This is a genomic window from Algoriphagus winogradskyi, assembly GCF_900182815.1.
Taxonomy (GTDB): domain Bacteria; phylum Bacteroidota; class Bacteroidia; order Cytophagales; family Cyclobacteriaceae; genus Algoriphagus; species Algoriphagus winogradskyi.
In genome coordinates this window covers 1-23,814 of record NZ_FXUA01000002.1, presented here as the reverse complement: position 1 = coordinate 23,814, position 23,814 = coordinate 1, and the positions used below count along the sequence as shown (strand labels likewise).

The 23,814-nt window shown below is 42.3% G+C and carries 17 protein-coding genes; 6 read left to right on the top strand and 11 right to left on the bottom strand.

What is annotated here, in order from left to right:
• Nucleotides 1-38: 38 nt before the first annotated feature.
• Together QOL76_RS04485 and QOL76_RS04480 are read right to left on the bottom strand one after the other, a co-directional pair.
• A complete protein-coding gene (locus QOL76_RS04485) occupies nucleotides 39-683 on the bottom strand; it encodes a response regulator transcription factor (RefSeq protein ID WP_283411834.1) in 645 nt (214 codons plus the stop codon).
• Complete coding sequence (locus tag QOL76_RS04480) at nucleotides 680-2,608, bottom strand: tetratricopeptide repeat-containing sensor histidine kinase (protein ID WP_283411833.1); 1,929 nt, start codon at nucleotides 2,606-2,608, stop codon at nucleotides 680-682. Before QOL76_RS04480 ends, QOL76_RS04485 begins: the two co-directional genes overlap by 4 nt.
• A gap of 399 nt (nucleotides 2,609-3,007) precedes the next feature.
• On the opposite strand from QOL76_RS04480, the gene QOL76_RS04475 reads away from it, so the two are divergent.
• Nucleotides 3,008-6,259: a S41 family peptidase gene (locus QOL76_RS04475; RefSeq protein WP_283411832.1), complete on the top strand. Its 3,252-nt coding sequence runs from the start codon at nucleotides 3,008-3,010 to the stop codon at nucleotides 6,257-6,259.
• Between the two features lie 158 nt (nucleotides 6,260-6,417).
• Here the strand turns inward: QOL76_RS04475 and QOL76_RS04470 are convergent, their stop codons facing one another.
• A complete protein-coding gene (locus tag QOL76_RS04470; protein WP_283411831.1) occupies nucleotides 6,418-6,954 on the bottom strand; it encodes a DsrE family protein in 537 nt (178 codons plus the stop codon).
• A gap of 324 nt (nucleotides 6,955-7,278) precedes the next feature.
• Here QOL76_RS04470 and QOL76_RS04465 point away from each other — a divergent pair, with 324 nt between their 5' ends.
• Both QOL76_RS04465 and QOL76_RS04460 read left to right on the top strand, forming a co-directional pair.
• Nucleotides 7,279-8,598 carry a sulfatase family protein gene (locus QOL76_RS04465; RefSeq protein ID WP_283411830.1) on the top strand — a complete coding sequence of 440 codons (1,320 nt, stop codon included), beginning with the start codon at nucleotides 7,279-7,281 and terminating at the stop codon, nucleotides 8,596-8,598.
• A gap of 22 nt (nucleotides 8,599-8,620) precedes the next feature.
• Nucleotides 8,621-9,541 (top strand): serine hydrolase, encoded by a 921-nt coding sequence (locus QOL76_RS04460; protein ID WP_283411829.1) that lies wholly within the window; start codon nucleotides 8,621-8,623, stop codon nucleotides 9,539-9,541.
• A gap of 128 nt (nucleotides 9,542-9,669) precedes the next feature.
• Here QOL76_RS04460 and QOL76_RS04455 read toward each other — a convergent pair whose 3' ends face one another.
• The 5 genes from QOL76_RS04455 to QOL76_RS04435 form a co-directional block, all read right to left on the bottom strand.
• A complete protein-coding gene (locus QOL76_RS04455; RefSeq protein ID WP_283411828.1) occupies nucleotides 9,670-10,818 on the bottom strand; it encodes an aldose epimerase family protein in 1,149 nt (382 codons plus the stop codon).
• A 5-nt stretch (nucleotides 10,819-10,823) separates the two neighbouring features.
• On the bottom strand, nucleotides 10,824-12,668 hold the full coding sequence (locus QOL76_RS04450) for a glycoside hydrolase family 2 protein (protein WP_283411827.1): 1,845 nt from the start codon (nucleotides 12,666-12,668) through the stop codon (nucleotides 10,824-10,826).
• Nucleotides 12,669-12,763: 95 nt separating this feature from the next.
• Nucleotides 12,764-14,308: a glycoside hydrolase family 43 protein gene (locus tag QOL76_RS04445; protein ID WP_283411826.1), complete on the bottom strand. Its 1,545-nt coding sequence runs from the start codon at nucleotides 14,306-14,308 to the stop codon at nucleotides 12,764-12,766.
• Complete coding sequence (locus QOL76_RS04440) at nucleotides 14,301-16,451, bottom strand: beta-L-arabinofuranosidase domain-containing protein (RefSeq protein WP_283411825.1); 2,151 nt, start codon at nucleotides 16,449-16,451, stop codon at nucleotides 14,301-14,303. The genes QOL76_RS04445 and QOL76_RS04440 overlap by 8 nt, the downstream gene beginning before the upstream one ends.
• A 259-nt stretch (nucleotides 16,452-16,710) precedes the next feature.
• Nucleotides 16,711-17,754: a family 43 glycosylhydrolase gene (locus QOL76_RS04435; RefSeq protein WP_283411824.1), complete on the bottom strand. Its 1,044-nt coding sequence runs from the start codon at nucleotides 17,752-17,754 to the stop codon at nucleotides 16,711-16,713.
• 287 nt (nucleotides 17,755-18,041) lie between these two features.
• Between QOL76_RS04435 and abc-f the strand changes: the two genes are divergently transcribed.
• Nucleotides 18,042-19,628: a ribosomal protection-like ABC-F family protein gene (gene abc-f / locus QOL76_RS04430; protein WP_283411823.1), complete on the top strand. Its 1,587-nt coding sequence runs from the start codon at nucleotides 18,042-18,044 to the stop codon at nucleotides 19,626-19,628.
• A 115-nt stretch (nucleotides 19,629-19,743) separates the two neighbouring features.
• On the opposite strand, the gene QOL76_RS04425 is transcribed toward abc-f, so the two are convergent.
• Nucleotides 19,744-21,135, bottom strand: coding sequence for a sulfatase-like hydrolase/transferase (locus QOL76_RS04425; RefSeq protein ID WP_283411822.1), 1,392 nt, complete (start codon nucleotides 21,133-21,135; stop codon nucleotides 19,744-19,746).
• Nucleotides 21,136-21,600: 465 nt separating this feature from the next.
• Between QOL76_RS04425 and QOL76_RS04420 the strand changes: the two genes are divergently transcribed.
• Nucleotides 21,601-21,741: a hypothetical protein gene (locus tag QOL76_RS04420; RefSeq protein WP_283411821.1), complete on the top strand. Its 141-nt coding sequence runs from the start codon at nucleotides 21,601-21,603 to the stop codon at nucleotides 21,739-21,741.
• A 135-nt stretch (nucleotides 21,742-21,876) separates the two neighbouring features.
• Here QOL76_RS04420 and QOL76_RS04415 read toward each other — a convergent pair whose 3' ends face one another.
• Together QOL76_RS04415 and QOL76_RS04410 are read right to left on the bottom strand one after the other, a co-directional pair.
• On the bottom strand, nucleotides 21,877-22,188 hold the full coding sequence (locus QOL76_RS04415; RefSeq protein WP_283411820.1) for a helix-turn-helix domain-containing protein: 312 nt from the start codon (nucleotides 22,186-22,188) through the stop codon (nucleotides 21,877-21,879).
• Complete coding sequence (locus QOL76_RS04410) at nucleotides 22,185-22,424, bottom strand: type II toxin-antitoxin system RelE/ParE family toxin (RefSeq protein ID WP_283412533.1); 240 nt, start codon at nucleotides 22,422-22,424, stop codon at nucleotides 22,185-22,187. The genes QOL76_RS04415 and QOL76_RS04410 overlap by 4 nt, the downstream gene beginning before the upstream one ends.
• Nucleotides 22,425-23,108: 684 nt before the next feature.
• Here QOL76_RS04410 and QOL76_RS04405 point away from each other — a divergent pair.
• A complete protein-coding gene (locus QOL76_RS04405) occupies nucleotides 23,109-23,738 on the top strand; it encodes a tyrosine-type recombinase/integrase (RefSeq protein WP_283411819.1) in 630 nt (209 codons plus the stop codon).
• The last annotated feature ends 76 nt before the right edge of the window (nucleotides 23,739-23,814 follow it).

The following is a 23,814-nucleotide window of genomic DNA, read 5'->3' as shown; positions in this document are numbered from 1 at the left end:
TTTACCCCAGATTTTTCTAAGTAATAGCTTGCAAGAACCTATAAATTAATGAGTTGATTAGAAATTGAAAACTTGACTAAGCCTACTAAGCTGTTTTGATCAGTTTTTTTGAATAGATTTTTCTTATGACTTTCTACCGTATGTCTGCTGATGAATAGCTTATCTGCGATTTCCTGGGTGGTGAGCTCCTGAATAATCAATTGGAGTACATCTAGCTCCCGCTCACTTAGCGATTGAAGGATTTCATGCTTTTTGTTTTGGAGTTGGAAATTTGATCTGAGTTTTCCCACAATTTGGTCACTATAATAGATACCATCATCGAGGACTCGGTTTACAGCATTCACCAGCTCTTCACTTGTATTTTCTTTCAGTAGGTATCCTTCTGCATCTGCCAAAATGATTTCTTGAACATAATGGTCGTTGTCATGCATGGATAGGATGATGACCTTGGTTTTTGGGTGATTTTCTTTTACCCACTTGGTCAGTTGTAGTCCATCCAGTTCTGGCATACTGATGTCCGTGATAATTAAATCTACAGCGGTAGCGGATAGAAATTCCTGTGCCGATTTACCCTTGGTAAATTTGCCTAGAAGTTGAATTTCAGGAATTTCTAGGAGTAGCATTTCAATGCCCTCCATGACGATGGGATGATCATCTACGAGGATTGTTTTTACTTCATTCATGTGCTATTGGGGACTGTGACCAAAAGATCAGCACCTTGGTCAGAAGGGTTCAATTTGATGGTGCCACCTAGAAATCCCGCACGGGTGGTCATATTTTGCCAGCCGATCCCCGTACTTTTTTGCAATTCCTTTTCTGAAAACCCAGGGCCATTGTCACGATAATTGATATTGAGTGTACGATTGTTTTCCTGAATTGATAGCTCAATTTGGGAAATATCACCGTGTTTTAAGCCATTATTTACCAGTTCCTGGATGATTCGATAAAGATGGACTTGGTTTTCTTTTTTCAATCTGAGGTCGAATGGGGCTAGACTCAGGCGAAAATCAACCTGATGTGTTTTATTGATCAGTTCTTCCATTTCTTCCAAAGCCTGAAGCAGTCCCTGTCCCTCAAAATTTTTGGGCATCAGGTTGTGGGAAATTTGACGCACTTCTTGAATGGAATGACTTAATAAGCCCATGGACTTTTCTTTGGATCGTTTGTCTTCTTCTGAATCAGGGTTTTTGCCTAGGCTTCCAACAAATATTTTAGCTGCGGTGAGGCTTTGACCCAATCCATCGTGTAGCTCCCGGGCTATTCGTGAGCGTTCTTTTTCTTCAGCTTCGATGACCGCTTTCAGGCGATTTTTCTCTTCTACTGCTTTAAGGTCTTGGATTTCGAGCTGCTTGCGGTACCGACTTCTGTTGTACCACAATCCCCCAACTAGAGAGATCAAAATAAAACCACCTGCTGAGATAAAAAGCTGCATCCGGTTGATAGCTCTTTGTTGGGCTATATCTGCCTCTTGCAGAGCGATTAGTTGCTCTTTTTTCTCTGTCTCATATCGCACTTCCATTTCCGAAAGACTGGTAGCTTTTTGCGCATTGAAAAGGGAATCGGTGAGTTTGTTGTAGTCTTCAAGGGCTTTAAAACCCACCTCCTGATCCCGTAAAGCTATTTTGCTCAGAGCAAATGTCATCAAGGCGGCGGAATTTGCAGATTTTACTTGAAGAGAATCCGAGATGAGTAGCGATAAGTCTGCTAGCTGAGCGGCTTCTTCGAACCGCCCCGTTTTTAGGTAGAGATTTGCCAGTTCCGCGTATCGATTCATCAGATGAGATTGATTTACCAAGTCTTTGGACAGGTCGATTGCTTTTATATAGAGGCTTTCAGCTTCCTTGTTGTTTCCCTTTCTTTCCAAGTTGGTTGCCAATCCTGAGTATGATTTTGATTCCTCAATAGGATAGTCTAGTGCATTCGAAATCTTGAGACTTTCATATATGATGGAGTCGGATTTTTCATACTCTTCCAATTCTGTGTAGATAAAGGAAAGGTTGCCCAATGAGGTCATAATATCGATGCTATCGGGAATGGCCCGTCTGAGATCATGAGCTTCCACCCCAAATGTCAATGCTTTGTCAAAATCACCAAGAGACTGGTAGATTAGTCCTATGTTGTTGGATACCATAGCTTTATCATAAAGATTTTCCTCCAAGTCGTAGGCTTTTTTTGCCTCATAAAAATGGCCTAGTGCCTCTGTCAATAGCCCTTTGTTCCAATAGTACATTCCAATGTTATTATCGAAATGTGCAAGTTGAAGGTCCTGATCCGCCAGCTCTGCTAGTGCACGGCCTTTTCGGTAATACCAAATGGTGGAGTCAGGCCTGTTTGATTCAAAAAAAACCACTCCTTTAATTCGGTAGGTGATGATTTCTCCCAAAGTATCTTGGTATTTGATGGAAATCTTTTCTGCTTTATTCACATAGTTTAGTGCAGAATCGGTGTTTTCTTGTGCGTAGTAAAAGGCAATTCGTAGTAAATCTAATACCTGATCTTTTTCTTCTAATGTTTGGAGGTTTCGGCGGAGTGAGTCCGGATATAGATGTACTTGAGCGTTGACTTCAATTAAAACAATAAAGAATAGAAACACCAATGAAAACTTCATAGTCGAACATACTAAATACCTTTTTTACATGAAATCTAATGAGAGATTTTTTGGTTTCTTAAAGGTTGTTTTTGGCAACACTGTCTGTAAAATTTTTGCTGCTAATAATGTATAGTGTTTGAAACTTTGTTTGGTCGGATTTTTCTAAAAAATGAAATCATAGCTAAAAAATGAATTTTAGAAAAGGCTTAAATAATCATGGTTGATATGTTTAAAATACAAGATCAAACTTAGATAAAGTACATCTCTACCTGATTTTTTATATTTCTTATCTAAACATCATTAAAAATCCCCTTTTTGAAACCCCTAAAATTGAGACAGAGCCGAAAATTTTACTAAAGGCATTGGGATTTCTTTCAGATGAATTAGATTGAATACTTTCTACTAAATCTAGAAGCTATGTCAAAATTCTTTCTTCCTCTTTTTCTCCTCATTTGCAACTTTTCTTTCTCACAATCTACTAGGGGTTATTTTATGCATCCCGACCTAAACGGAGATCAATTGGTCTTCGTCGCTGAAGGTGATATTTGGAGAGTAACGGTGGCTGGTGGAAATGCCACTCGACTTACATCGCATCCAGGAGATGAATCTGATCCAAAGATTTCCCCTGATGGCAAATGGGTTGCATATGCTGCCAGTTACGAAGGTCCTACAGAGGTCTATGTGATGCCGATTTCAGGAGGACTTCCTAAGCGTCTGACTTACGAACCGTCTTCTTCGATTCCTACGGCTTGGAAATCTGCTTCTGAAATAGCCTACGTCACCAATCAATATTCTACCCTACCAAAACTCAACACGGTTACGGTCAATGTAGAAAGCGGCGCGAAACAACTGCTCCCTTTGGAAATGGCGGCTGAAGGAAGCTTCTCCGCCGATGGCTCCACTTACTTTTTTGTTAGGCCGACTTTCCACAATAATGTCACTAAACGCTACGAAGGTGGCACAGCTCGCCAGCTTTGGAAGTATAAAGAAGGAGCTGCAGAAGCTGTAAAATTGACCAAAGACTATAATGGAGAGGATCATCATCCGGTGCCACATCAAGGAAAGGTATATTTTCTTTCCTCCCGAGACGGCATTGTGAATGTCTGGAGCATGGATGAGGATGGAGGTGCACTTGCCCAACTTACCAAAGAACCCAGCTTCGATGTTCGGGAGTTTTCAATTTCCGGAAATCAACTCGTCTATAGGGTCGGTGCAGATCTTAAATTAATGGATTTAGGAGGAGCCACTGCAAAGACCTTAGCCATTCAGCTTATTTCAGATTTTGATCAGCTACGGGAAAAATGGGTAGATGATCCCATGTCATACTTAAGTAATATGGCCGTTTCCAATGATGGGGAACGTGTCGTAATGACCACCCGCGGCCGTGTATTTTCTGTTCCGGTGAAAGATGGCAGAACTGTTCGTCTCAGTCGAAAAGAAGGTGTGCGCTATCGGGATGCAATATTCTCTCCAGATGGAAAGTCGATTTTCACCTTCTCTGACGAAAGCTCAGAATTTGAAATTCACGAATACAATAGCTTGGGAATGGATGAGGGAAAGCAAGTTTCTAAAAATGGAACTACCCTTAAATTCGATATGCTTCCTTCGCCAGACGGATCAAAAATCGCCTACAGAGATTTAAATAGTGTAATCTGGGTCATGGATAAAGCTAGCGGAGCTCAGATCAAGGTGACTACTTCAGATGAAGATATTACATCCAATATGGCTTGGTCTCCTGACGGAAAATGGCTAGCCTATGTCCAAGCTGCAAGCAATACTTTTTCCCAAATCCATGCTTTCAACATTGACAGTAAAAAGAGAATTGCAATGACCTCTGATCGGGCAAATAGCCTTAGCCCGCAGTGGAGTGCAGATGGCAATTGGTTGTATTTCCTTTCTGATCGTAATTTTCAGTCTGTAATTGGAAGTCCTTGGGGTACACGTCAGCCAGAGCCTTTCTGGGAAAAGCAGATGAAAATCTATCAAATTGGGCTTAAGTCTGGTCTGGTTTCTCCTTTCTTTTTCAACAATGAACTGCAAAAAGAAGCAGAGAAAGCGCCTGAAAAAGTATCGGTAACTATCGAAGAAGAAGGCATCCAAACTAGACTTCGGGAAGTACCAGTGCCAGCGGGAAATTATACCAACCTTATTGTGACTGATAAAGCTATTTATTACCATGAAATAGGTCCAGGCATGGGTGTGTTTTATGGAGGAGGCGGCGGAGGTTCTGAAAAGGCTCCATTGATGATGGTCCCGATTTCAAACAAGCCAGAGCCAAAAGCCTTTATCGATAATGTCAGAAACTTTACGGTTTCGCTTAATAAGAAATACATCTTAGTTCGGAGTGGAAGCATGATTTCTGTGGTTGAGCTAGGTACATCTCCGGTATCTGACCTTTCCAAGAGCAAAGTGGACATCAGTGGTGTAAAATACTCCATCGATCCTAGCGAAGATTGGAAGCAGATCTATACCGATGCCTGGAGGATGGAGCGGGATTATTTTTATGATACTGGAATGCATGGAGTCGATTGGGATGCAATGCATGAAAAATACCTTCCTTTGGTTGACCGTGTTACTACTCGCGCTGAGTTATCTGACGTGATAGGTGAAATGGTAGGCGAACTGTCTGTACTACACACTTCGGTACGAGGTGGTGACTTGAGAGATGGTGAGGATAATGTCAATTTCGGGATGCTAGGGGCTAAACTTAGTCGAAATGAAAAGTTAAGAGCCTATTCCATCGATCATATCTACCTGTCTGACCCAGACTATCCTGATGAAATGTCGCCACTTTCTCATCCAGATCTGAGTATTTCGGAGGGTGATATTATTACACACATTGATGGAGTAGGGGTGATGGAAGTGCCAGATCTCTATTATTTATTGAGAGACAAAGCGGGCAAGCAGGTTCGTATCTCTTTACTTTCTGCTGATGGCAAAGCTAAAACCGATCAGATCCTTAAGCCCATGTCCCCGCAAGCTGAATCCAATCTCCGCTACAACGAATGGGAGTATACACGAAGACTAGAGACAGAGGCTAAATCTGCCGGGTCCTTGGGCTATGTACACCTTCGTGCGATGACCTCAGGAGATATTGGGCAGTGGTACCGTGATTTTTACCCTCAGTTTAAAAAAGAAGGCTTGGTCATCGACATGCGCCAAAATCGTGGAGGAAACATAGATTCCTTTATTCTGGAGAAATTGATGCGGGAAGTTTTCTTCTACTGGAAAAGCAGAACCGGCGAACCATATTGGAATATGCCTTATGCGTTCCGAGGTCATTTGGTCTTGTTGGTGGATGAGTTTACGGCTTCTGATGGAGAAGCTTTTGCGGAAGGCTTCCGAAGATTGGGTATGGGCAAAGCTATCGGTGCGCGGACTTGGGGAGGAGAAGTTTGGCTATCCGGATCAAATACACTTTCCGATAATGGTATTGCAAGAGCACCGATGAATGGTGTGTATGGCGAAGAAGGCGAATGGCTCATCGAAGGAGTAGGTTTTATTCCCGATATCGAAGTGATCAATATGCCTAAGGCGACTTTTGAAGGAAAAGATGCGCAGTTAGATGCTGCAATAGAACATTTGAAAGAACTGATCAAAGCTGATCCTAGACCTATTCCTCAGGCTCCTGCCTATCCTGATAAGAGTTTTAAGAATGGAAAGAATTAAGTTCTAGTGGGAAAGCATCAAGCTAAAAAAGCTTTATACCAAAGAAGTGCGATCTATTTGATTGCCTTCTTTGGTTTTTTCAATTACCACTTACTGCCGAGTTTCCGGTTTTTTTCTCTGACGGGCGTGAAAATGATTGGATGAAATCATCTGTCTGATTAAAGCGAAAAAAGCAAATACCCCTTATTCATCAAATCGGTAGTCGCAGTAAACCTAGACACAGCCATTTCAACCCCTGGATAGATCATGTCCGGCACTAAATTTTGCTTCATCATCGACTGTCCACAGACGATGACCCGTATTCCATTTTTCTTAAGCTCTTCCAAGAGCCCGGCATTTGGATTGTCAACTTCAAAGCGCTTTTTGTATTCTTCATTGGAAATTGTAATCGGGGTGGATCCTGCATAAACCACAAACACCAAGTCAATATTTTCCTTTGGTACTCCCGAATAGATATGGACATTGTACATTTTTGCCGCATAGTCCAGATAGCCGGAAAGCTCCTTTTTATCTTCAATTCTATTATTTATTTCAACTACAAATTTATAGTGCTGCGTAGGATCAGGTTTGATGGTTTCGAAAGGAACTTCATTCACTCCGCCATATCCTTGAATCGCTGGATAAACAATTTCTTGGGCATTTGAAAAGCTCGCGGCAACGCAAATCATTATGAATGTAAAAAAGTACTTCTTCATAGCTTAAGTATTTAAGTTGAAATAATTATTGTCTTTGCACAGGTCAGAACAAGTTGGAATACCTTCCAAAACGTCGAGGATTAACTTGGACTAATCGGAAACTTGGAGAAGCCGAGTACATTTACTTCAGCTTGAATGAAAACAGTTTGGCTGTTTTTCTTTCTAAGTTATTCAAATCTTTGTTTATCTATTGCGCTGTGCTTCAGATTATTATTCTGTTTTTGAGCCAAGTATTCCAACTCAGTGGTGATGAAGTTGATTTAATCCCCTTCTCTGGTATTTAGCATAAGCTTTTTTACTTTTAAGATAACTCAAGAGACCATCATGAAAATCAGCTCATTTCTACGGATCAGTTTAGTCACTTTTTGTTTTTGCTTTCAGGCAAATGCGCAACGTTCTCCAAATATCATCCTGATTATGGCTGATGACTTGGGGTTTGAAACATTGGGAGTTAATGGGTCTGATGATTATAACACTCCCAATCTCGACAAACTTGCGCAGGAAGGAATGAACTTCACGCAGACCTATTCCATGCCGCTATGTACTCCATCCCGAGTGCAAATCATGACAGGCAAATACAATTTCAGAAATTACATAGGCTTTGGGTTACTGGATCCTAACGAACTTACATTCGCTGATTATTTGAAAGAAGCTGGATATAAAACCTTCATTACTGGCAAATGGCAGCTTTATGGAAATGATAATCAGCAAGAGTTGGCAGGAGGAAAAATAGGGTCGCTTCCTGAAGAAGCCGGATTTGACGAGTATTTTTTGTGGCAAATCAAAGAGCTTGGCAGCAGATACAAAGATCCTCTGATTAGCTCAAATTCAGGCACCCAAACCTATACCGGTAAATATGGACCGGATCTTTTTACCGAGCAGGTTAACCTTTTCATGGAGAAAAATAAGGAAGAGCCATTCTTCATCTATTATCCGATGGCGATCACTCATGACCCATTTGTACCAACTCCATCAAATCCAGGTTTTGAAGACTTTGATTCCAAATCCAAAATCAATGACCCGATTTACTTCGGAGAAATGGTGAACTACATGGACAAGTTGGTTGGTTCAATTGTAGCGAAAACCGAAGAGCTCGGCATCCGAGAAAATACTTTGATACTCTTCGTGGGAGATAATGGTACAGATAGAAAAGTAACTAGCTCTCAACTTGGTACTTCCATTAAAGGAGACAAAGGTTATACTACTACTGCTGGCACGCATGTTCCTTTTATTGCAAACTGGAAAGGGAAAATCAAGCCGGAAAGCATAAATGACAACCTGATTGACTTCTCTGACTTTTTGCCTACACTTTTGGAAACCGTTAATTATCAGAACTCAGGTGCTATTCAAACTGATGGATTGAGCTTTTATTCGCAGCTCATGGGAGATAACACTAAGAAACGGGATTGGATTTATTGTTACTATGCTCCCAATTGGGGGAAATTTGAAAATGCTACCTACGTGCAAAATACCGAATGGAAGCTCTATGGAGACGGTAGAATATACTCCATGACAAGTGATCCATTAGAACAAACGCCACTTCAGAAATCGAGTTTGCCGAAGGATGTGAGAAAGAAGATCTCAACATTCGAAAAGGTAATGGAAGGATATGAAGTGACGAAATTAACCCATTCGAACCCTTAACTTGAGATTTATTTTAATATCTATGAATCTGAAAACCACCATGCGGATAACTCTTACCTTCTTTCTAGCCTTTTGTTTTCTTATTTCCTGTAAAGAGAAAGTATCCAAAAAGGAAGGTCTGAAAACTACCATTCAGGCTCAGCTTGACTCCATTCAAGGCGATGTCGCAGTAGCGTTTTACAATTTGTCAGATCCATCAGATAGTTTGTTGATCAATGCCAGTGAAGAATTTCACGCTGCCAGCACGATGAAAGTACCCGTGATGATTGAGCTGTTTAAACAGCAGCATGCAGGTAAAATCGATTTGAGTGATTCGATTTTGCTTAAGAATGAATTCAGAAGTATAGTTGATAGCAGCTTATACAGTATGGATATCGGAGTAGATAGTGATGATGTGATTTATAGTAAGATCGGAACGACCGTAGCTCTCACAGATTTGATGTATCCCATGATCACCGTAAGCAGTAATTTGGCCACTAATGTCCTGATAGAATTGGTAGGTGCAAAAAATGTAACTGCCACGATGCGCGACTTGGGAGCGGATAAAATCGAGGTGTTAAGAGGAGTGGAGGATACCAAAGCTTACGAGTTAGGATTGAGTAATTCCACTACTGCGAATGATTTGATGCAGATCATGAAAGCAATCGCTCAACATACTGCTGGGACTAAGGAGGATTGTGAAAAGATGATCGCGATAATGAAAGATCAGCAATTCAACGAAATCATTCCTTTTTACTTACCAAAAGAGGTAAGCGTTGCTCATAAAACAGGATCAATAACTGGCGTTCATCATGATGCCGGAATTGTCTATTTGCCAGATGGAAGGTCGTATGTGCTTGTGCTACTTTCTAAAAATTTACAGGATTTTGATACCGGAACTGAACAGTTGGCGGGGATTTCTAAAACTGTATTTGAATATGTGGTTAATAAAGGAAATAATTAGCCTTGTCCGCATAAGCCAGGACTAGGCCTACGATATTTCAGCTGTGCGCTTTGTACTTTCTTTGTGTCCTTAGCGGTTTAAAAAAAACTAAAAAAGCCATCCCGATTTCTGAGGATGGCTTTCTGCTTTTATTTCGTTCCAAACTTATAGATACAAGTTTGTTCATATTTTTCTCCCGGTTTCAAGATCGTTGACGGGAAATTCGGTTGGTTCGGAGAATCAGGATAATGCTGGGTTTCCAAGCAGAATGCAGATCTCAGTTCATAGACTTTTCCTCCTTTTCCTGTGACTGAGCCATCTAGGAAATTACCGCTGTAGAATTGGATCGCTGGCTCGGTAGTCCAAACTTCCATTTCTATACCCGTTTGAGGCGAAGAAATCACTGCCGCTTGAGACAAGTCATTTCCAGTTTTGTCCAGCACCCAGTTGTGGTCATATCCACCGCCGAATTTCAGTTGCTGATTTTCTTGGTTTATTCTTTCGCCAATTGTGGTTGGATCAGTAAAATCAAAAGGTGTTTCTTTCACGGATGCCACTTCACCAGTTGGAATTAGCACCTCATTTACCGGGGTGTATTCACTCGCATTCAGTTGAAGTGTATGATCCAACACAGTTCCATTTCCTGCTCCATTAAGGTTGAAAAAGGAGTGATGAGTCAAATTCACAGGAGTGGCTTTATCAGTTTCCGCTTCATAAGTGACTTTGAATTCATTGTCATCTGTCAGCGTGTAGATCATTTTCACTTTCAGTTCTCCAGGGAAGCCTTCTTCTCCATCTGGTGAAGTGTAGCTGAAGATCAATCCATTTTCTCCGGACTTTTCCACATCCCAAATAACATAATCCATTCCGCCTGGACCGCCGTGAAGCGTTTGTCCATTATTATTCTGAGGCAAAGTGTACTCTTCTCCGTCCAGCGTGAATTTTCCATTTGCAATTCTATTGCCGTAGCGACCAATCGCAGCACCGAAGTATTTCTCACCACTCTCCAGATATTCATCCAACGTCTCAAATCCTAGAACTACGTCTACCAGATTTCCATCCTTATCAGGAACCCAAAGATTGGTAACCCGTGCACCAAAGTTGGTGACTTTCATTTTCATGCCATTGGCATTCTTGATCTCGTATGTTTCCACTTTTTTATTTTGAAAAGTTGTGCCGAAAACCTGCTCTTCTACGGTGTCCTCGACTTTAATTTCTTCTTTTGGTTTGCTATCGCAGCTGTAAAGTAAAATACCCAGTGCGGTAGCGCCAAGAACTTTATTGAAATGAATTTTCATTTTGCTCACTTTTTATATAAAGGTGAATGTATGCTTTTCATCTTAGTAACATCGAATTTGATGACCTTTCTATCGTATGTCATCAGTCCATTAGTCTCCACTTCCACATCGGTAGTCTGGGTATACACTGCTGCCGAAAGACCTGCTTCTATCAATTCCCCTAATCTAGTCATCAGTCCGGCATATCGATCGTAAAGCTCATCTTGATTTTTGAAACTCTGATAGCCCCAATTGTCTTTCTGCTGCCAAACGTGCCCATCCACTGGAAGTCCCAATCCACCAAACTCTCCAAGGACCAGAATATTATCTTTTCCATAAATCCCCGGTGCTGGCATTTTTGCATCTGGATAATTGTGCAAATCGATGATGTCTCCGGCTATCTTCGTTCCTTCCATTTCGAAGTTTCCACCACTTGCACTATTCACCAACCGTGAAGGATCATGGTTTTTTGTCCACTCAGAGATTTCTTTGGTTTTGAACTGACCCCAAGCTTCATTGAAAGGTACCCAAACCACAATCGAAGGGAAATTGTAAAAATCATCCATGATCTCTTTCCATTCCTCCCTGAAGATCGCCTCGGACTCTGGCGTTCTATCACGGTCTGTTCCGCTTCCCAACACGGCAAGCTTCATCTCCCAACCATTTCCCATGTCTCCGCTAGGCATATCCTGCCACACCAGCATTCCCATTTTGTCGCAGGCATGATACCAAGTTGCAGGCTCCACTTTCACATGCTTTCTGATCATGTTGAAGCCCATATCCTGAGTCTTTTGAATGTCAAAAACCATTGCTTCATGACTTGGCGCTGTGTACAATCCGTCAGGAAACCAGCCTTGATCAAGTGGTCCATATTGGAATAAAAACTCACCATTCAGCATCATGCGCTGAATTCCGTTTTCATCGGGAGCCATGCTGATTTCTCTCAAAGCCGCATAGCTTCCAACTGCATCAATTACTTTTTTCCCATCTACTAGTTCTACTTTCAAATCATAGAGAACTGGATTTCCAGGCGCCCAAAGCTGCGCATCCTTGATAGCCAACTTAGCCGTTTGGGTAGGAGAAATGGTTTGCTCAGCGAGCATTGTTCCATCTTTCCAAGCCGATACTTTGACTTGCTGGCCAGCGGCTGCTCCTGAAATTTCCGGAGTTACCATTATCTGACTGCTTCTAATATCTGATGCATTTCTCAAGCCAGATATATAGGCTGCAGGTACAGTTTCTAACCATACAGTTTGCCAGATGCCAGTCACAGGAGTGTACCAGATACCATGAGGATTATTGATCTGCTTACCGCGGGGCTGAGGTCCGTCATCACTTGGATCCCATACGCGAACTTGCAAATTCTGTGTTTTACCAGACTTCAAATGCTTCGTGATATCAAAGTCAAAAGGATCATATCCACCTTTATGTATTCCTACACTTTTACCGTTTACGAAAACTTCCGTCTCCCAATCCGATGCTCCGAAGTGCAATAGCACTTTGTCTTTGCTTGATTTTTTTGGAGTGGTAAAAGTGGTGTTGTACCAAAGTTCATTGTCTTTTCCCACGGTTTTCCCAACTCCAGAAAGCGCTGATTCCACAGCGAATGGCACGAGGATTTCCCCGTCGAAACTTGTAGGAGCTGACTGACCTTTTGGTTTGATAGCATAGTCCCAAAGCCCATTTAGATTCACCCAATTTTCTCGTGTCATCTGTGGTCTTGGATATTCCCCATGCACGTTATCAGGAGTAACCTCAGATGCCCACTCAGTCATTATTTTTCCTTCTACAGGCTTGTATTGACTAGTTTGTGCTGTCGCAATTTGCAGGGCAAAGAGCAGGCAAGCGCCAATTATGAGGGTATTTTTCATATATATAGGTTTATCAGTTTCTAATTATGGGGTAAAATCTATTCGTTTAGTTTATGGTACTTTGTACTTTGTACATGGTACTTTTTACAACTATTTCAATAAATCTTCACTTCCTTGAAATGAGCATAAGAATCTGTTGGTCCTTTGGCTACTAATCCAAGTCGGAAGCCCATTCCCCAAGGCACTAAATGCTTTACGTCTTGCGTCCCGCCGATTTGAATTGCTTTTCCATTCACAAGGGCTGAAGTAGTCATTTTGTAGCCGTCTTCCATGCTTAAAACTAATTTGACTTCTTTACTGTCTGGAATCGCTAGTTTGGCAATTTCTCTAGTTTTCTGATTGATCGTTTCCCAAAGGATCAGTTGATTTCCTTTCACAGAAATACCCATGCCGGCTGGAGGTGCACCAAATCCATTATTAGCACCGCCAATTACGGCCAACCCAGCTGTAGCTTTCTCATCAGGAATCACTGTTGCTTCGTATTGATAATCCAGAGATTTTGTGCCTTGAACCAAGAGTGTTCCCAGCGTTTCATTTTCCTCAGAAGCCTGAAGTATGAGACCATCTTTGCCAGTTTCGTAATTGATATCTTGGGTCACTCTCCATTGCCAAACTGGATCCAGACGCTTTTTAAAGTCGTCAGTAAATTCCAAGGAAGCTTTGCTACGCTCGTATTTTTCATCGTTTGCGAAAACTGGCCATTCATCAGCTGTCCATTCTACTTTTTGCAAAACACCTTGCCGACCTACGTAAACAGATCCCTCCTGATTATAAGCATGGTTTAATAGACAAAGCTCTCCATCTTTTTCGACTACGGTTCCGTGTCCAGGGCATTTCCAGTTCTCATTATCATTGATGACTGGATTCATATCGTACTTTTCCCAGGGTCCCAGAAGTGTTTTACTTCGCGCTACGCCAGTTACATAGTCACAGGAAATTTCGCAGCAACCACGAGCAGAATAAGTCGCATAGAAATAGCCGTTCTTTCTGAAAATGGCAATGCCTTCTACCAAACCACCTTCCCATTCCTGATCATTGTGGAAAAGCTCATGCTTCTCACCGATCAATTTGGTGCGTTCCTCGTTTACTTCCTGCGCCCAGATGGGAGTTTTTTGCCCTTTGCTATTTCCATCTTCTTTCCAAAGGACATAGAGTTTGCCATTTTCATCCCGGGTTTCAAAAGCATCGATCGATCCATATTCCTGAGCGACAAGTGGGCCATGATCTTTAAATTTTCCTTCCGGAGAATCTGCGCTAGCTACTGCGACAGAAAGCCTATTACTTTCTTTATCTCGGGCAGTATAGTAAGCGTAGATTTTATTTTGCTCCGCATCATATGAAAGCTCGGGAGCCCAGAAGTTATTCTTTGCCCAATCTGGAGCTCCATCTGGAAAAACATAGTTTACCAGCTCCCAATTCACCAAATCATCGGATTTGAAGATTGGAAAAAGTGGTGCCCACTCGTTAGAGGTGGCCGAAGCGTAATAGTATTTGCCAACCTTCACCACCGTTGGATCTGGGCGATCACCTGCCAAAACTGGATTTGCAAAAGTCAGGCTTTGTGCTAGTCCTGAGCTAGAAACTACAATTATTATACAGAGTGTAGCAAGAATTCTATGATAATAAAAAAGCCTACTCATTGATTTTTGGGTTATTTTCTAACTGGGGAAATGCGGTAATTCTTAATCTCGCTGCACCCATTGGAACGAGTGTTACATCTACTATGGGCTGATTGGAAATCTTTGGAAGATCCTTCAATTCTCCCACCAAACCATATTGATCCAGTTTCCACTCGGGAATTTGACGGGCTTTTGCCACGATTTTAATTGGAACTTCCTCTAGGGAGAATGGGAAATCAGATTTTGGCCAATGTCCTTCCATTACTTCGAAAGAGGATGCAGGATCATTTTCGTCCACTACCAAACTGTAGTTCCAATCCGTTACGGGATGAATTTCCCAAGAAGGCCATTTTTTGGTATCTGCGCCTTTCTGCCACTTGGAATCCCATTGGGCCGTTTCCTCACTGTCTTTTTTGAAATACTTCTCTCTGATTTTTAATGAATAGGTCAAAGGACCTCTGCTTACGCTCAGACTATTGCTGTTTTTCTCCCAAGTTTTGGTTTCGATTTCCATTGGAAGGGAAAGCGAAATTTGATCTCCGTTAGTCCAAGTTCGGCTGATTTTAGCATAGCCGATTCCGGAAATATTTTCTTTCACTACTTCTCCATTGATGGAAATGGAAGCTTCTTTTGCCCATGCGGGAATACGTAAATAAAGTGGGAAGTCTACTGCTTTTTCTGTGCTCAGAGCAAATTTGATTTCCTCTTCGAATGGGTAGTGCGTTGTTTCTTCGATGTTTACAATTGTTCCATCACCAACTTTTACTTCCACTTTGCTAGCTCCATACATTGCTGCCACTACACCATTATCAGGTGTTGCCATCCAGAGATTTTCTATAAAATAGGGCCAGCCTTGCGCATGATTATGCTGGCAGCAACGTGAGCTGAAAGGATTCATCATCAGGAATGGGCCAGAGTTAGCAATTCCTGGAGAGTGATTCTTAGCATCCAGCAAAACCATATTTGGTGAAGTGATGTAATGTAAAGCCTTGAAGTCAGGCATCACAGCTGCTGGATATGTGTTAAACGCAACTTCTTCTGCATGATCTGCCCAGAAGGGATCTCCAGTTATTCTTAGTAAATGCTCATCGGAATTCATCTGCTCCACCATTCCACAGGTTTCTACACCTTGGCGTGGATCCGCATATCCCGGCCTTGCATTTTCATCAGAGCCAAACATGCCGCCAGGAACCTGACCGAAGTGCTCACGGATGATGTTAAAGTTTTCATAAGTGGCCTGAAGGTCTTTCTCGTTTTTGGTCAGTAGATAATACTGAGCTGGTTCGCGGAATGCCTGGGCATGGTTTACATTGTGCCAATCGACTTGATCGCGATACCAATCCGGGACTTCGCCTCCATCACGTACTTCATAATAATTTTTCACCTGTTCGATAGGCAGATCTCTCCCTCCCCAATCGGAAGTATTCTGGTGGATTTTTTCAGCTAGTTCTAATAAAAAATCGTCTCCTGTGCGGTTGTAAAGCCAAATCACACTATGAAGATTATCTCCACCACGTAATCTCTGCCAATATCCTTCGAGGAATTCATCATCAGGAACTGTCAGTTCATATTTGAAATAATTGGTCATGAGGGTGATCACGCGCTCATCCTGAGAATACTCGTAATACGATTGCAGACAGTAAAGCATGATCATTTTTGCCCAGAAATCTGGATGATCTCCATCCATGAGTTTGGGTCCAAAATCACCATTTTCCCGCTGACTGGTAAGCACAGATTCCAGCCAGATCATGGATTCATCGATCATGGCTTGGTCCTCCATGATGTAGCCGATATTGGCGTATCCTTTCAGCCAATAGGGCACTTCTTCCCAGCCCCATTCTCCAGTGCCATCTTTAGAGAGCCAGGCGTTATTTTCTTTTTGAAGCCAAGCGGAAATTTCTCCTAGGTTACCAGTAAGGCCATTTTTCTGACGAATGAGGTATTCTTTTAAAAATCCCTCAGGCTTCACAGCACCTACGGGAAGCTTAATCAGCGCACTGGGCGCCAAAGGCGCCCGGTTGCTGATGTAAAATTGATTTGTGTTTTCTGTGGGGATTCGGTCGACGATTGTGACCGAGTTATTGGATTTTATTCCCGAGGTACAAGAAATCAGTGCTGCACAGAAAATAAGTGCAAGCGTTGATTTAAAGCGGTTTTTTAACATTTTTAGCAGGTTTTGGGACAATAAATGTTCCCGAAAGTGCAACGCCTTGCTTCAAACTAGGTTTGATCTTAGTTGTGTTTCTAGTGTAGGTCTTTTTCATAATAGGTTTGGGTTTTTGTTATTAAAAATAGATTTGACTCTAGCTAGCAAGGTAGTAATCAAAATCTAAAAAGCACTTTATTTTTGAGGGCAATATCTAAAAGTCTATAATTCCTATAGGAAATTATACTCCCTCATACCTAGGAGACTATAAAAAACTCTACTTCCAAACTGGTGCTTTTTGTGAGGTGATGCTTGGTTCAAAATTTTCAATAGTGGGCCATTCTTCTTTCCAGCTAATCTTGTCCAATAGCAACGTTCTTCTGTTAGTCCCATTTTTGAGTTTAGGTTTTTGCTTGGCCAATCCATGATACAGTAGCCAATCCTGACCTTCGGAATCTGTGATGATTTCTGCATTGTGTCCAGGGCCGGCATAGCCATTTCCGCTTGCATTTGGACCTACCACCAAAGTCCCAGAGTCAGCATCTAGCATACTTTTACCCTGCTGATCAAAATAAGGTCCTTCCAGATTCTCAGATCGTCCCACCAGAACTTTGTACGTGCTATTTGCTCCTTCGCAGCAAGTCCCAGCAGAACCAAAAAGATAGTAAAATCCATTTTTCTCATAGATATAGGCTGCTTCCAGATGATTACCTGCAAGTTGGATTTTTTGTCCGTGAGGCTTTTTGCCATCAGCAGTCAATTCAGTCATGTACAAACCATGGAAACTTCCCCAGGCTAGGTATTTCTTCCCGCCTTGTTCTATATAAAAAGGGTCAATTGAATTAGCGACACCAATTTCCTTTGAGTCAAAAACTTTCCCTTGATCTACAAATGGTCCTTCCGGCTTTTCAGCTATTGCCAATCCCACACCTGGGTTTGGATCTCCCCAAGTGGAAAAGGAATAATACATGTAAAACTGCTCCCCGACTTGTGTGACGTCCGGTGCCCAGATGCCTCCTCTTTCTTTCCATTCAGGCTTTTTGTCCATAGAGTTGCCTAGCAATTCCCAGTTTATCAGGTCTTTCGACTTGATCACAGGAACCAAGTGATAGCCGCCTTCTCCACCCCAATTATCCTCTGTGCCATACGCATAGAATTCCGCGCCAACCTGAACGACTGTTGGGTCTGCAAGCACCGGTTCAAAGATAGGATTGGCATACCTGAGCGTGTCATTAGTATGCAATGAATACTCAGCCGCCTCAATTTTAGAAGGATTCTGATATACTGTGAATAGGATGATTAGCAGAGGGACAATGGGCATGACGATTAAATTTGACTCTCCAAGTTATACGAAAATGTTTTCTAGTGAGAATTCGAAAGGAGAGTTTGGAGATGAAAATCGTCACAGGATTTTTACTTTTAACTCCGTTTGATATGGAGAGAATTCACCTTTAGAAATTCTATCCCCATTTTTACTGTCTATACCTTTCCACTATATTTGCACCTCATTCCGCACAATCACTATGTGAAATCTAATTTCTTTCTGACTATAAATACGGCAATCCAGCCTCTTGGCAACGCTGTTTGTTTAATCTTCAAAGAGAAATTATGCTCATTTTACAGAACATCACCTATACACATCCCAATAAGGATTTGTTGTTTGAAAACATCAACCTTACCCTTAATCAACACCAAAAAGTTGCCTTAATTGGAAATAACGGTGTGGGAAAATCCACCCTTTTGCGAATCATTGCTCAGGAAATCGCATCCTCAGACGGGCAGTTGATAATAGAATCCCAACCTTATTATATACCTCAGATTTTCGGGCAGTTCAATCATCTCACCATAGCTCAGGCTCTGGGAATTTCCGAAAAACTCACGGCCTTTCATGAAATTCTCGATGGAAAAGCGACTGAAAGCAATTTGCTTTTGCTTGACGACGATTGGACTGTAGAAGAGCGATGTAAAGAAGCGCTGGCGTATTGGCAAATTTCAGAATTTGATCTTTCAGAAAGACTTGAAAACCTTAGCGGGGGGCAAAAAACTAAGGTTTTTCTGGCTGGGATTGCGATTCATAAGCCTGATCTGGTGCTGCTTGATGAGCCGAGCAATCATCTTGACACGGAATCCAGAAATCTGCTCTACAATTATATTTCCTCCACTTCCAATGCTTTATTGCTAGTGAGTCATGATCGGAAACTGCTGAACCTGCTGGATACTGTATGCGAACTCACCCGAAGAGGTATCCACACCTATGGAGGGAATTATGATTTCTACGCTTCGCAAAAACAGCAGGAACTTGCTGCCCTCGACCATGATGTAAAAAGCAAGGAAAAGGCGTTGCGAAAGGCCAAAGAGAAAGAGCGGGAAACAATAGAAAGACAGCAAAAGTTGGATGCCCGAGGCAAGAAAAAGCAGGAGAAAGCTGGAATTGCGACGATCATGATGAATACGCTTCGAAACAACGCAGAAAAGAGTACTTCAAAAATCAAAAATGTCCATACTGAGAAAATTGGAGGGATTTCTCAGGAATTGCAGGAATTGAGAAAGGAGTTGCCGGACATCGATAAAATGAAGTTTGGCTTTGACAATGCTAAGTTGCACAGAGGCAAAGTGCTCATTACTGCAGATTACATGAATTTCGCATACCATGCGCAGAACCTGTGGAAAACTAACTTGGATTTTCAGATTACAAGTGGTGAGAGAATTGCCCTGAGGGGACAAAATGGCTCTGGAAAAACAACGTTGATCAAGCTTATATTGGGAGAATTAAATCCTCAGATCGGTAAACTTTTCCGAGCTGAAATAAATGCTGTTTACATCGATCAGGATTATTCCTTGATAGACAATAGCCTAAGTGTTTACGAGCAAGCAGAGCGATATAATTCCTCCGAACTGAAAGAACATGAAGTCAAAATCAGGCTAAATCGGTTTCTTTTCACTAAAGAAGATTGGAGTAAATCCTGTAGCGTGCTTAGTGGAGGAGAACGCATGCGACTCATGCTCTGCTGCCTTACGATCAGCAGTCATGCACCGGATATGATCATTTTGGATGAACCGACCAATAACCTGGACATCCAAAACATCGAAATACTCACCGCTGCCATCAACGAATATCAGGGTACACTGCTTGTGGTTTCCCACGATGAGTCTTTTCTAGAGCAGGTGATGATAGAGTCCTCCATCCAACTTTGAGAGATCTAGCGAAAACTGAGGCTATGCTTTGAAGTTACTTCGGTCATCTCTACTCGATCAGTTCCGCTTTGAATCATAGGAAATTTGGTCGCAACCAGTTAGACAGCAATACTGACTACTTATTAAACCGATCAGGATGTAGTTCTGAGTATTTTTTGTCTTCTGACAAACCCATGAAAATTGGATCCATCAAGGACTTTTCCCAGGTTTTGATCATATTTTCCAATGCTTTGACCCGCTCTGCCTGAGTAGCAGCTAAATTTATTTTTTCAGCGATATCCTTTTGGATATCAAAAAGATAAGTTTCATCCTTCTTTAGGATTTGTTTGCTGTCTATTGTCCGGATCGCAAATTTCTGTGTGTCGTAATTTCTCCAATAAAGCTCTTGATGCGGAATTCCATTGTTTTCACCAGTCAGGTAAGGAATCAGATTCACTCCATCCAGTTCGTTTTTAGGAGTCACTTTAGCCAGAGCAACAGCGGTGGAGAATATGTCCAGAGAGATCACAGGATTGTCATACCTGATGCCCTCAGGAATGACACCTTTCCACTGTACCGCAAAAGGAACGCGTACTCCACCTTCAAAGAAATCACCCTTGAAACCGCGTAGAGGAGCATTGTCAGCAGCGTTATGTGCGGTAGGTCCGCCATTATCAGATAAAAAGAAAACCAAGGTATTGTCATCTAGCTCCAATTCTTCCAGTTTATCCAACAAAGCACCAACCCCGTCATCCACCGCACTTACCATGGCAGCATAGGTTCTACGCTTGATGTCTTTGATGTGCAAAAACCGGTTGAGATACTTCTCTGTAGCCTCCATAGGTGCATGTGGTGCATTGTAAGCTAGATACATGAAGAACGGTTCTTTCTGGTGTCTTTGGACGAAATCAACAGCTTCTCGGGACAAGGCATCCGTGAGGTATTCTGTCTCTTCTACCCGCTCGGTATTTCTGAGCAATTTGGTATTATAGGCATCGTATTGGGATTTGGATTGCTCTATATCCTGCAAGGTAAAGTCCTCAGGAAAGTACCTATGTCCACCGCTGAGAAATCCATAAAATTCATCAAATCCTCTTTTATTTGGCCTTAAAGTCGGGTGAACCCCCATATGCCATTTTCCAAAAGCAACCGTGGCATATCCTGCTTTTTTCATGGCGGCGCCTAGGGTCTCCTCGCTGAGAGGAAGCCCCATCAGTGAATCCTTCGGAGCCATCAACGGGTTTTTTGCGAAGCCAAATTTGTCCTGATATCTGCCAGTAAGCAAGCCCGCTCTGCTAGGCCCACAAACTGCATATGAAACGTAGCCGGAAGTAAATACTACCCCATTTTTTGCAATTCGATCAATTCCCGGGGTGGGGATTTCTGTGCTGCCGTTGAAGCCCACATCTGCATATCCCTGATCGTCGGTAAGGATGATGATTACATTGGGCTTGTCTGCAGCAGTTCTATCCTGAGCAAGTAAATTGGATGAAAAGACAAAAAATAGACTGAGGACAAAATATCTCATAGGGGTAGATTCAAGCGTTCTTTTGAAAATTAGACTAAGGGCGAATTTATTGATTAATGGCAAGTTTGGTGGTTCTATTTGACCAATACGCGATCTTTAGTGATAATTGGGCAAAAGGACTAGAGTCTAATTTTTCTAGTTTAAGATTATTCTGATCTTGGATGTACAGAGAGATAGCGTGGAGGGGCTGGATAAATAATTATCGGCTGGCCAGTATTCAGGCCAAGCTCAAACAAATCGACGAGTGGCTGAGAAATGCAAAGCATTCATGAACTCAAAAAAATCAACTCCTCGTGAATTAAGCGACTCAGATATTGCATTTGGTCCCGTACGTACGGGAGAAAAAGCCTGAGCGAAAACGTAAAAATCTAATCAGACTGGGACTGGATCAAAACCATGCGTATGCCTGGAAGGGCTGAGCGTTAAGAAAATGTCCCTTAGGACATTTTTAGCGAAAGAGCCAGAATGTGGGGAGGCAGAAAAGGAGGATGGGCTGTGGCTCAAAGTCCTATCCTGGGAACAACAATTACACTTTCCAGACTAAGAAGAAAAGGCTATCTAAGTATGCTGGACTATTACTCTAATTCAAAGCCTGAGATTCAGTGAACCGCCGTATACAGCCTGTCCCGAGAATCGGGAAGACCCGTATCCCGTACGTACGGTGGTGTGAGAGGCGCACTCCCGAAAATCGGGACTGGCTGTGGGCTTATGGCTCACGGCCGTCTACTCGATTACCAGCATTTACCCTATTTCCATCCGTCGGTTAAGAAGTTCGACGTTAAAGTTGATTTTGGCATTCAATGCTCGGAATACTTTGATGATGGTTTCAAATCGGGCATCTGTTAGACTGTTCTCTAGTTTGGAAATTTGTGCTTTCTTAACTCCAACTAGTTCACCAAGTTGCTCCTGTGTTAAGTTGCGCTCTTTACGAGCATCCTTGATGGCCTGCCCTAATAAGTCCATTCGGAGTTCATACTCAAACGCATCTCGCTTTGGCGTTCCTTTTTTTCCAACGTGTTTGTCTGTTAGTTCCTCAAGTGAATATGTCTTCATGGCTTTCTTTTTTGCTTGCTCTCAAAATAATTTATTCTCAAACGTTCAGCTTTTTCAATTTCGGAGTTCGGTATTTTTCCAGTTTTCTTGATCAGTCCATGCGTGGAAATGACCACAGTATCTTGGCTGTCAGACTTGTCCCAAAAAGCAAAAAGTCGGAAGTAGGTTTTCTGATACAACGTTCGAAATTCCCAAATTTCACCCTTCAATTTTTTGAAAAGTTCTTTGTCATTTATTTGCCTAGACTTTCAAATATTGAAGAGAATCTTCTCTCTGGATTTTTCATCCACGTCATCTAAAAAGTTAGCAGCCTCCTCCATGAACTCTACTCGAAACTTTTCCTTCACCGTTCGTTTTTGAAGTAAAGATATATGTTTCCTAATTAAGAAACAATAGATCGCGCTTTGAAGATCATTGCTGGTAACGGTCTCGTATAACCGTCAGTTACGGGAATAAATTTAATGTTTTCGGATAAGCACCGACGGTTGCAATTACGCGTGGATTCGGACGTAATCGAATCCGCCGTAATTGCGGTTATACATTGTTGCACTAAACCTGCGGTAGTTTCAAGAGCAGCCAGAAAGAGGTAACTTTTTAATTCATTCTTAACCTCATATCAATCATGAAAAAAAAAGGAGAACCTCATCCAGGCTGCCTGTTCTAATGTAGCAGGTTTTACTGAACTGCTAGCCAAGTTTGAACAAAAAGTTGTCGTCGCCGGAAAAAGTAAAAGTACACTGGCAAACTATGCGAGACATCTGGCCAAACTGGCCATTCACTTCAATGAATTGCCCACTGAAGTAGATCCGGATCGGATCAATGACTACCTCCATCTAGTTAAAAAGAGTCATACTACCCCTTCAGAATCCTACTTTAAATTTACCGTATATGCCCTTCGGTTTGCCTACCGAATCGAAGGAATGAAGGATAAGCGGATCGAGCTACCTACCATCAAGCGAAGTAAGAAACTTCCTGTTGTCCTAAGTCAGGAAGAGGTCCGTAGGCTTCTTAAAGCTCCCAAACTGCTCAAACACCGCGTATTGATAGCCTTACTCTATGGCTGTGGACTTCGCTGCTTTGAGGTCAGGAACCTGAAGATTGCCGATCTTGATTTTGACAGAAAGATACTTCATGTAAAGGATGGCAAGGGAAAGAAAGACCGCTATGTTCCGCTGGCTGATTTACTGATTCGTGGCATCAAGTCTTACCTGGAAGCCGAACAGCCCATTGAGTGGCTGTTCAACAGTAAAGGTGAGCAGATCATTGGTCGTGCAGGAGGAGACTTTGACGGACGTTACTCCCAACGAGGGGTGCAATGGGCGGTGAATGAAGCTAAAAAGAAAGCAGGTATTCTCAAGCCGATGAACGTCCACACGCTGCGGCACACGTATGCCACCCACCTGCTGGAGGAAGGACTTGATATCCTGACCATTAAAGATTTGCTGGGACACGAATGCATTGATACCACGATGATTTACCTTCACGTCGCCCAAACCGAGAAGAGCCGTGCCTTCAGTCCGCTGGACAGACTCTACCTGTCCAGAAAGTGAAAGCACGCTTTGAAGTGGCCCATGTGCTCAAGCAACATTGGGCAGAGGTCGAAAAGCACCCACATATCAACAGCTG

Bases quoted from the DNA above. Each gene is read 5' to 3' on its own strand.
- QOL76_RS04475 (WP_283411832.1), top strand. From the start codon at position 3,008: ATGTCAAAATTCTTTCTTCCTCTTTTTCTCCTCATTTGCAACTTTTCT.
- QOL76_RS04450 (WP_283411827.1), bottom strand. From the start codon at position 12,668: ATGAAAAATACCCTCATAATTGGCGCTTGCCTGCTCTTTGCCCTGCAA.
- QOL76_RS04470 (WP_283411831.1), bottom strand. From the start codon at position 6,954: ATGAAGAAGTACTTTTTTACATTCATAATGATTTGCGTTGCCGCGAGC.
- QOL76_RS04435 (WP_283411824.1), bottom strand. From the start codon at position 17,754: ATGCCCATTGTCCCTCTGCTAATCATCCTATTCACAGTATATCAGAAT.
- abc-f (WP_283411823.1), top strand. From the start codon at position 18,042: ATGCTCATTTTACAGAACATCACCTATACACATCCCAATAAGGATTTG.
- QOL76_RS04405 (WP_283411819.1), top strand. From the start codon at position 23,109: ATGAAGGATAAGCGGATCGAGCTACCTACCATCAAGCGAAGTAAGAAA.
- QOL76_RS04445 (WP_283411826.1), bottom strand. From the start codon at position 14,308: ATGAGTAGGCTTTTTTATTATCATAGAATTCTTGCTACACTCTGTATA.
- QOL76_RS04485 (WP_283411834.1), bottom strand. From the start codon at position 683: ATGAATGAAGTAAAAACAATCCTCGTAGATGATCATCCCATCGTCATG.
- QOL76_RS04480 (WP_283411833.1), bottom strand. From the start codon at position 2,608: ATGAAGTTTTCATTGGTGTTTCTATTCTTTATTGTTTTAATTGAAGTC.
- QOL76_RS04415 (WP_283411820.1), bottom strand. From the start codon at position 22,188: ATGAAGACATATTCACTTGAGGAACTAACAGACAAACACGTTGGAAAA.
- QOL76_RS04440 (WP_283411825.1), bottom strand. From the start codon at position 16,451: ATGTTAAAAAACCGCTTTAAATCAACGCTTGCACTTATTTTCTGTGCA.
- QOL76_RS04420 (WP_283411821.1), top strand. From the start codon at position 21,601: ATGTGGGGAGGCAGAAAAGGAGGATGGGCTGTGGCTCAAAGTCCTATC.
- QOL76_RS04455 (WP_283411828.1), bottom strand. From the start codon at position 10,818: ATGAAAATTCATTTCAATAAAGTTCTTGGCGCTACCGCACTGGGTATT.
- QOL76_RS04465 (WP_283411830.1), top strand. From the start codon at position 7,279: ATGAAAATCAGCTCATTTCTACGGATCAGTTTAGTCACTTTTTGTTTT.
- QOL76_RS04460 (WP_283411829.1), top strand. From the start codon at position 8,621: ATGAATCTGAAAACCACCATGCGGATAACTCTTACCTTCTTTCTAGCC.
- QOL76_RS04425 (WP_283411822.1), bottom strand. From the start codon at position 21,135: ATGAGATATTTTGTCCTCAGTCTATTTTTTGTCTTTTCATCCAATTTA.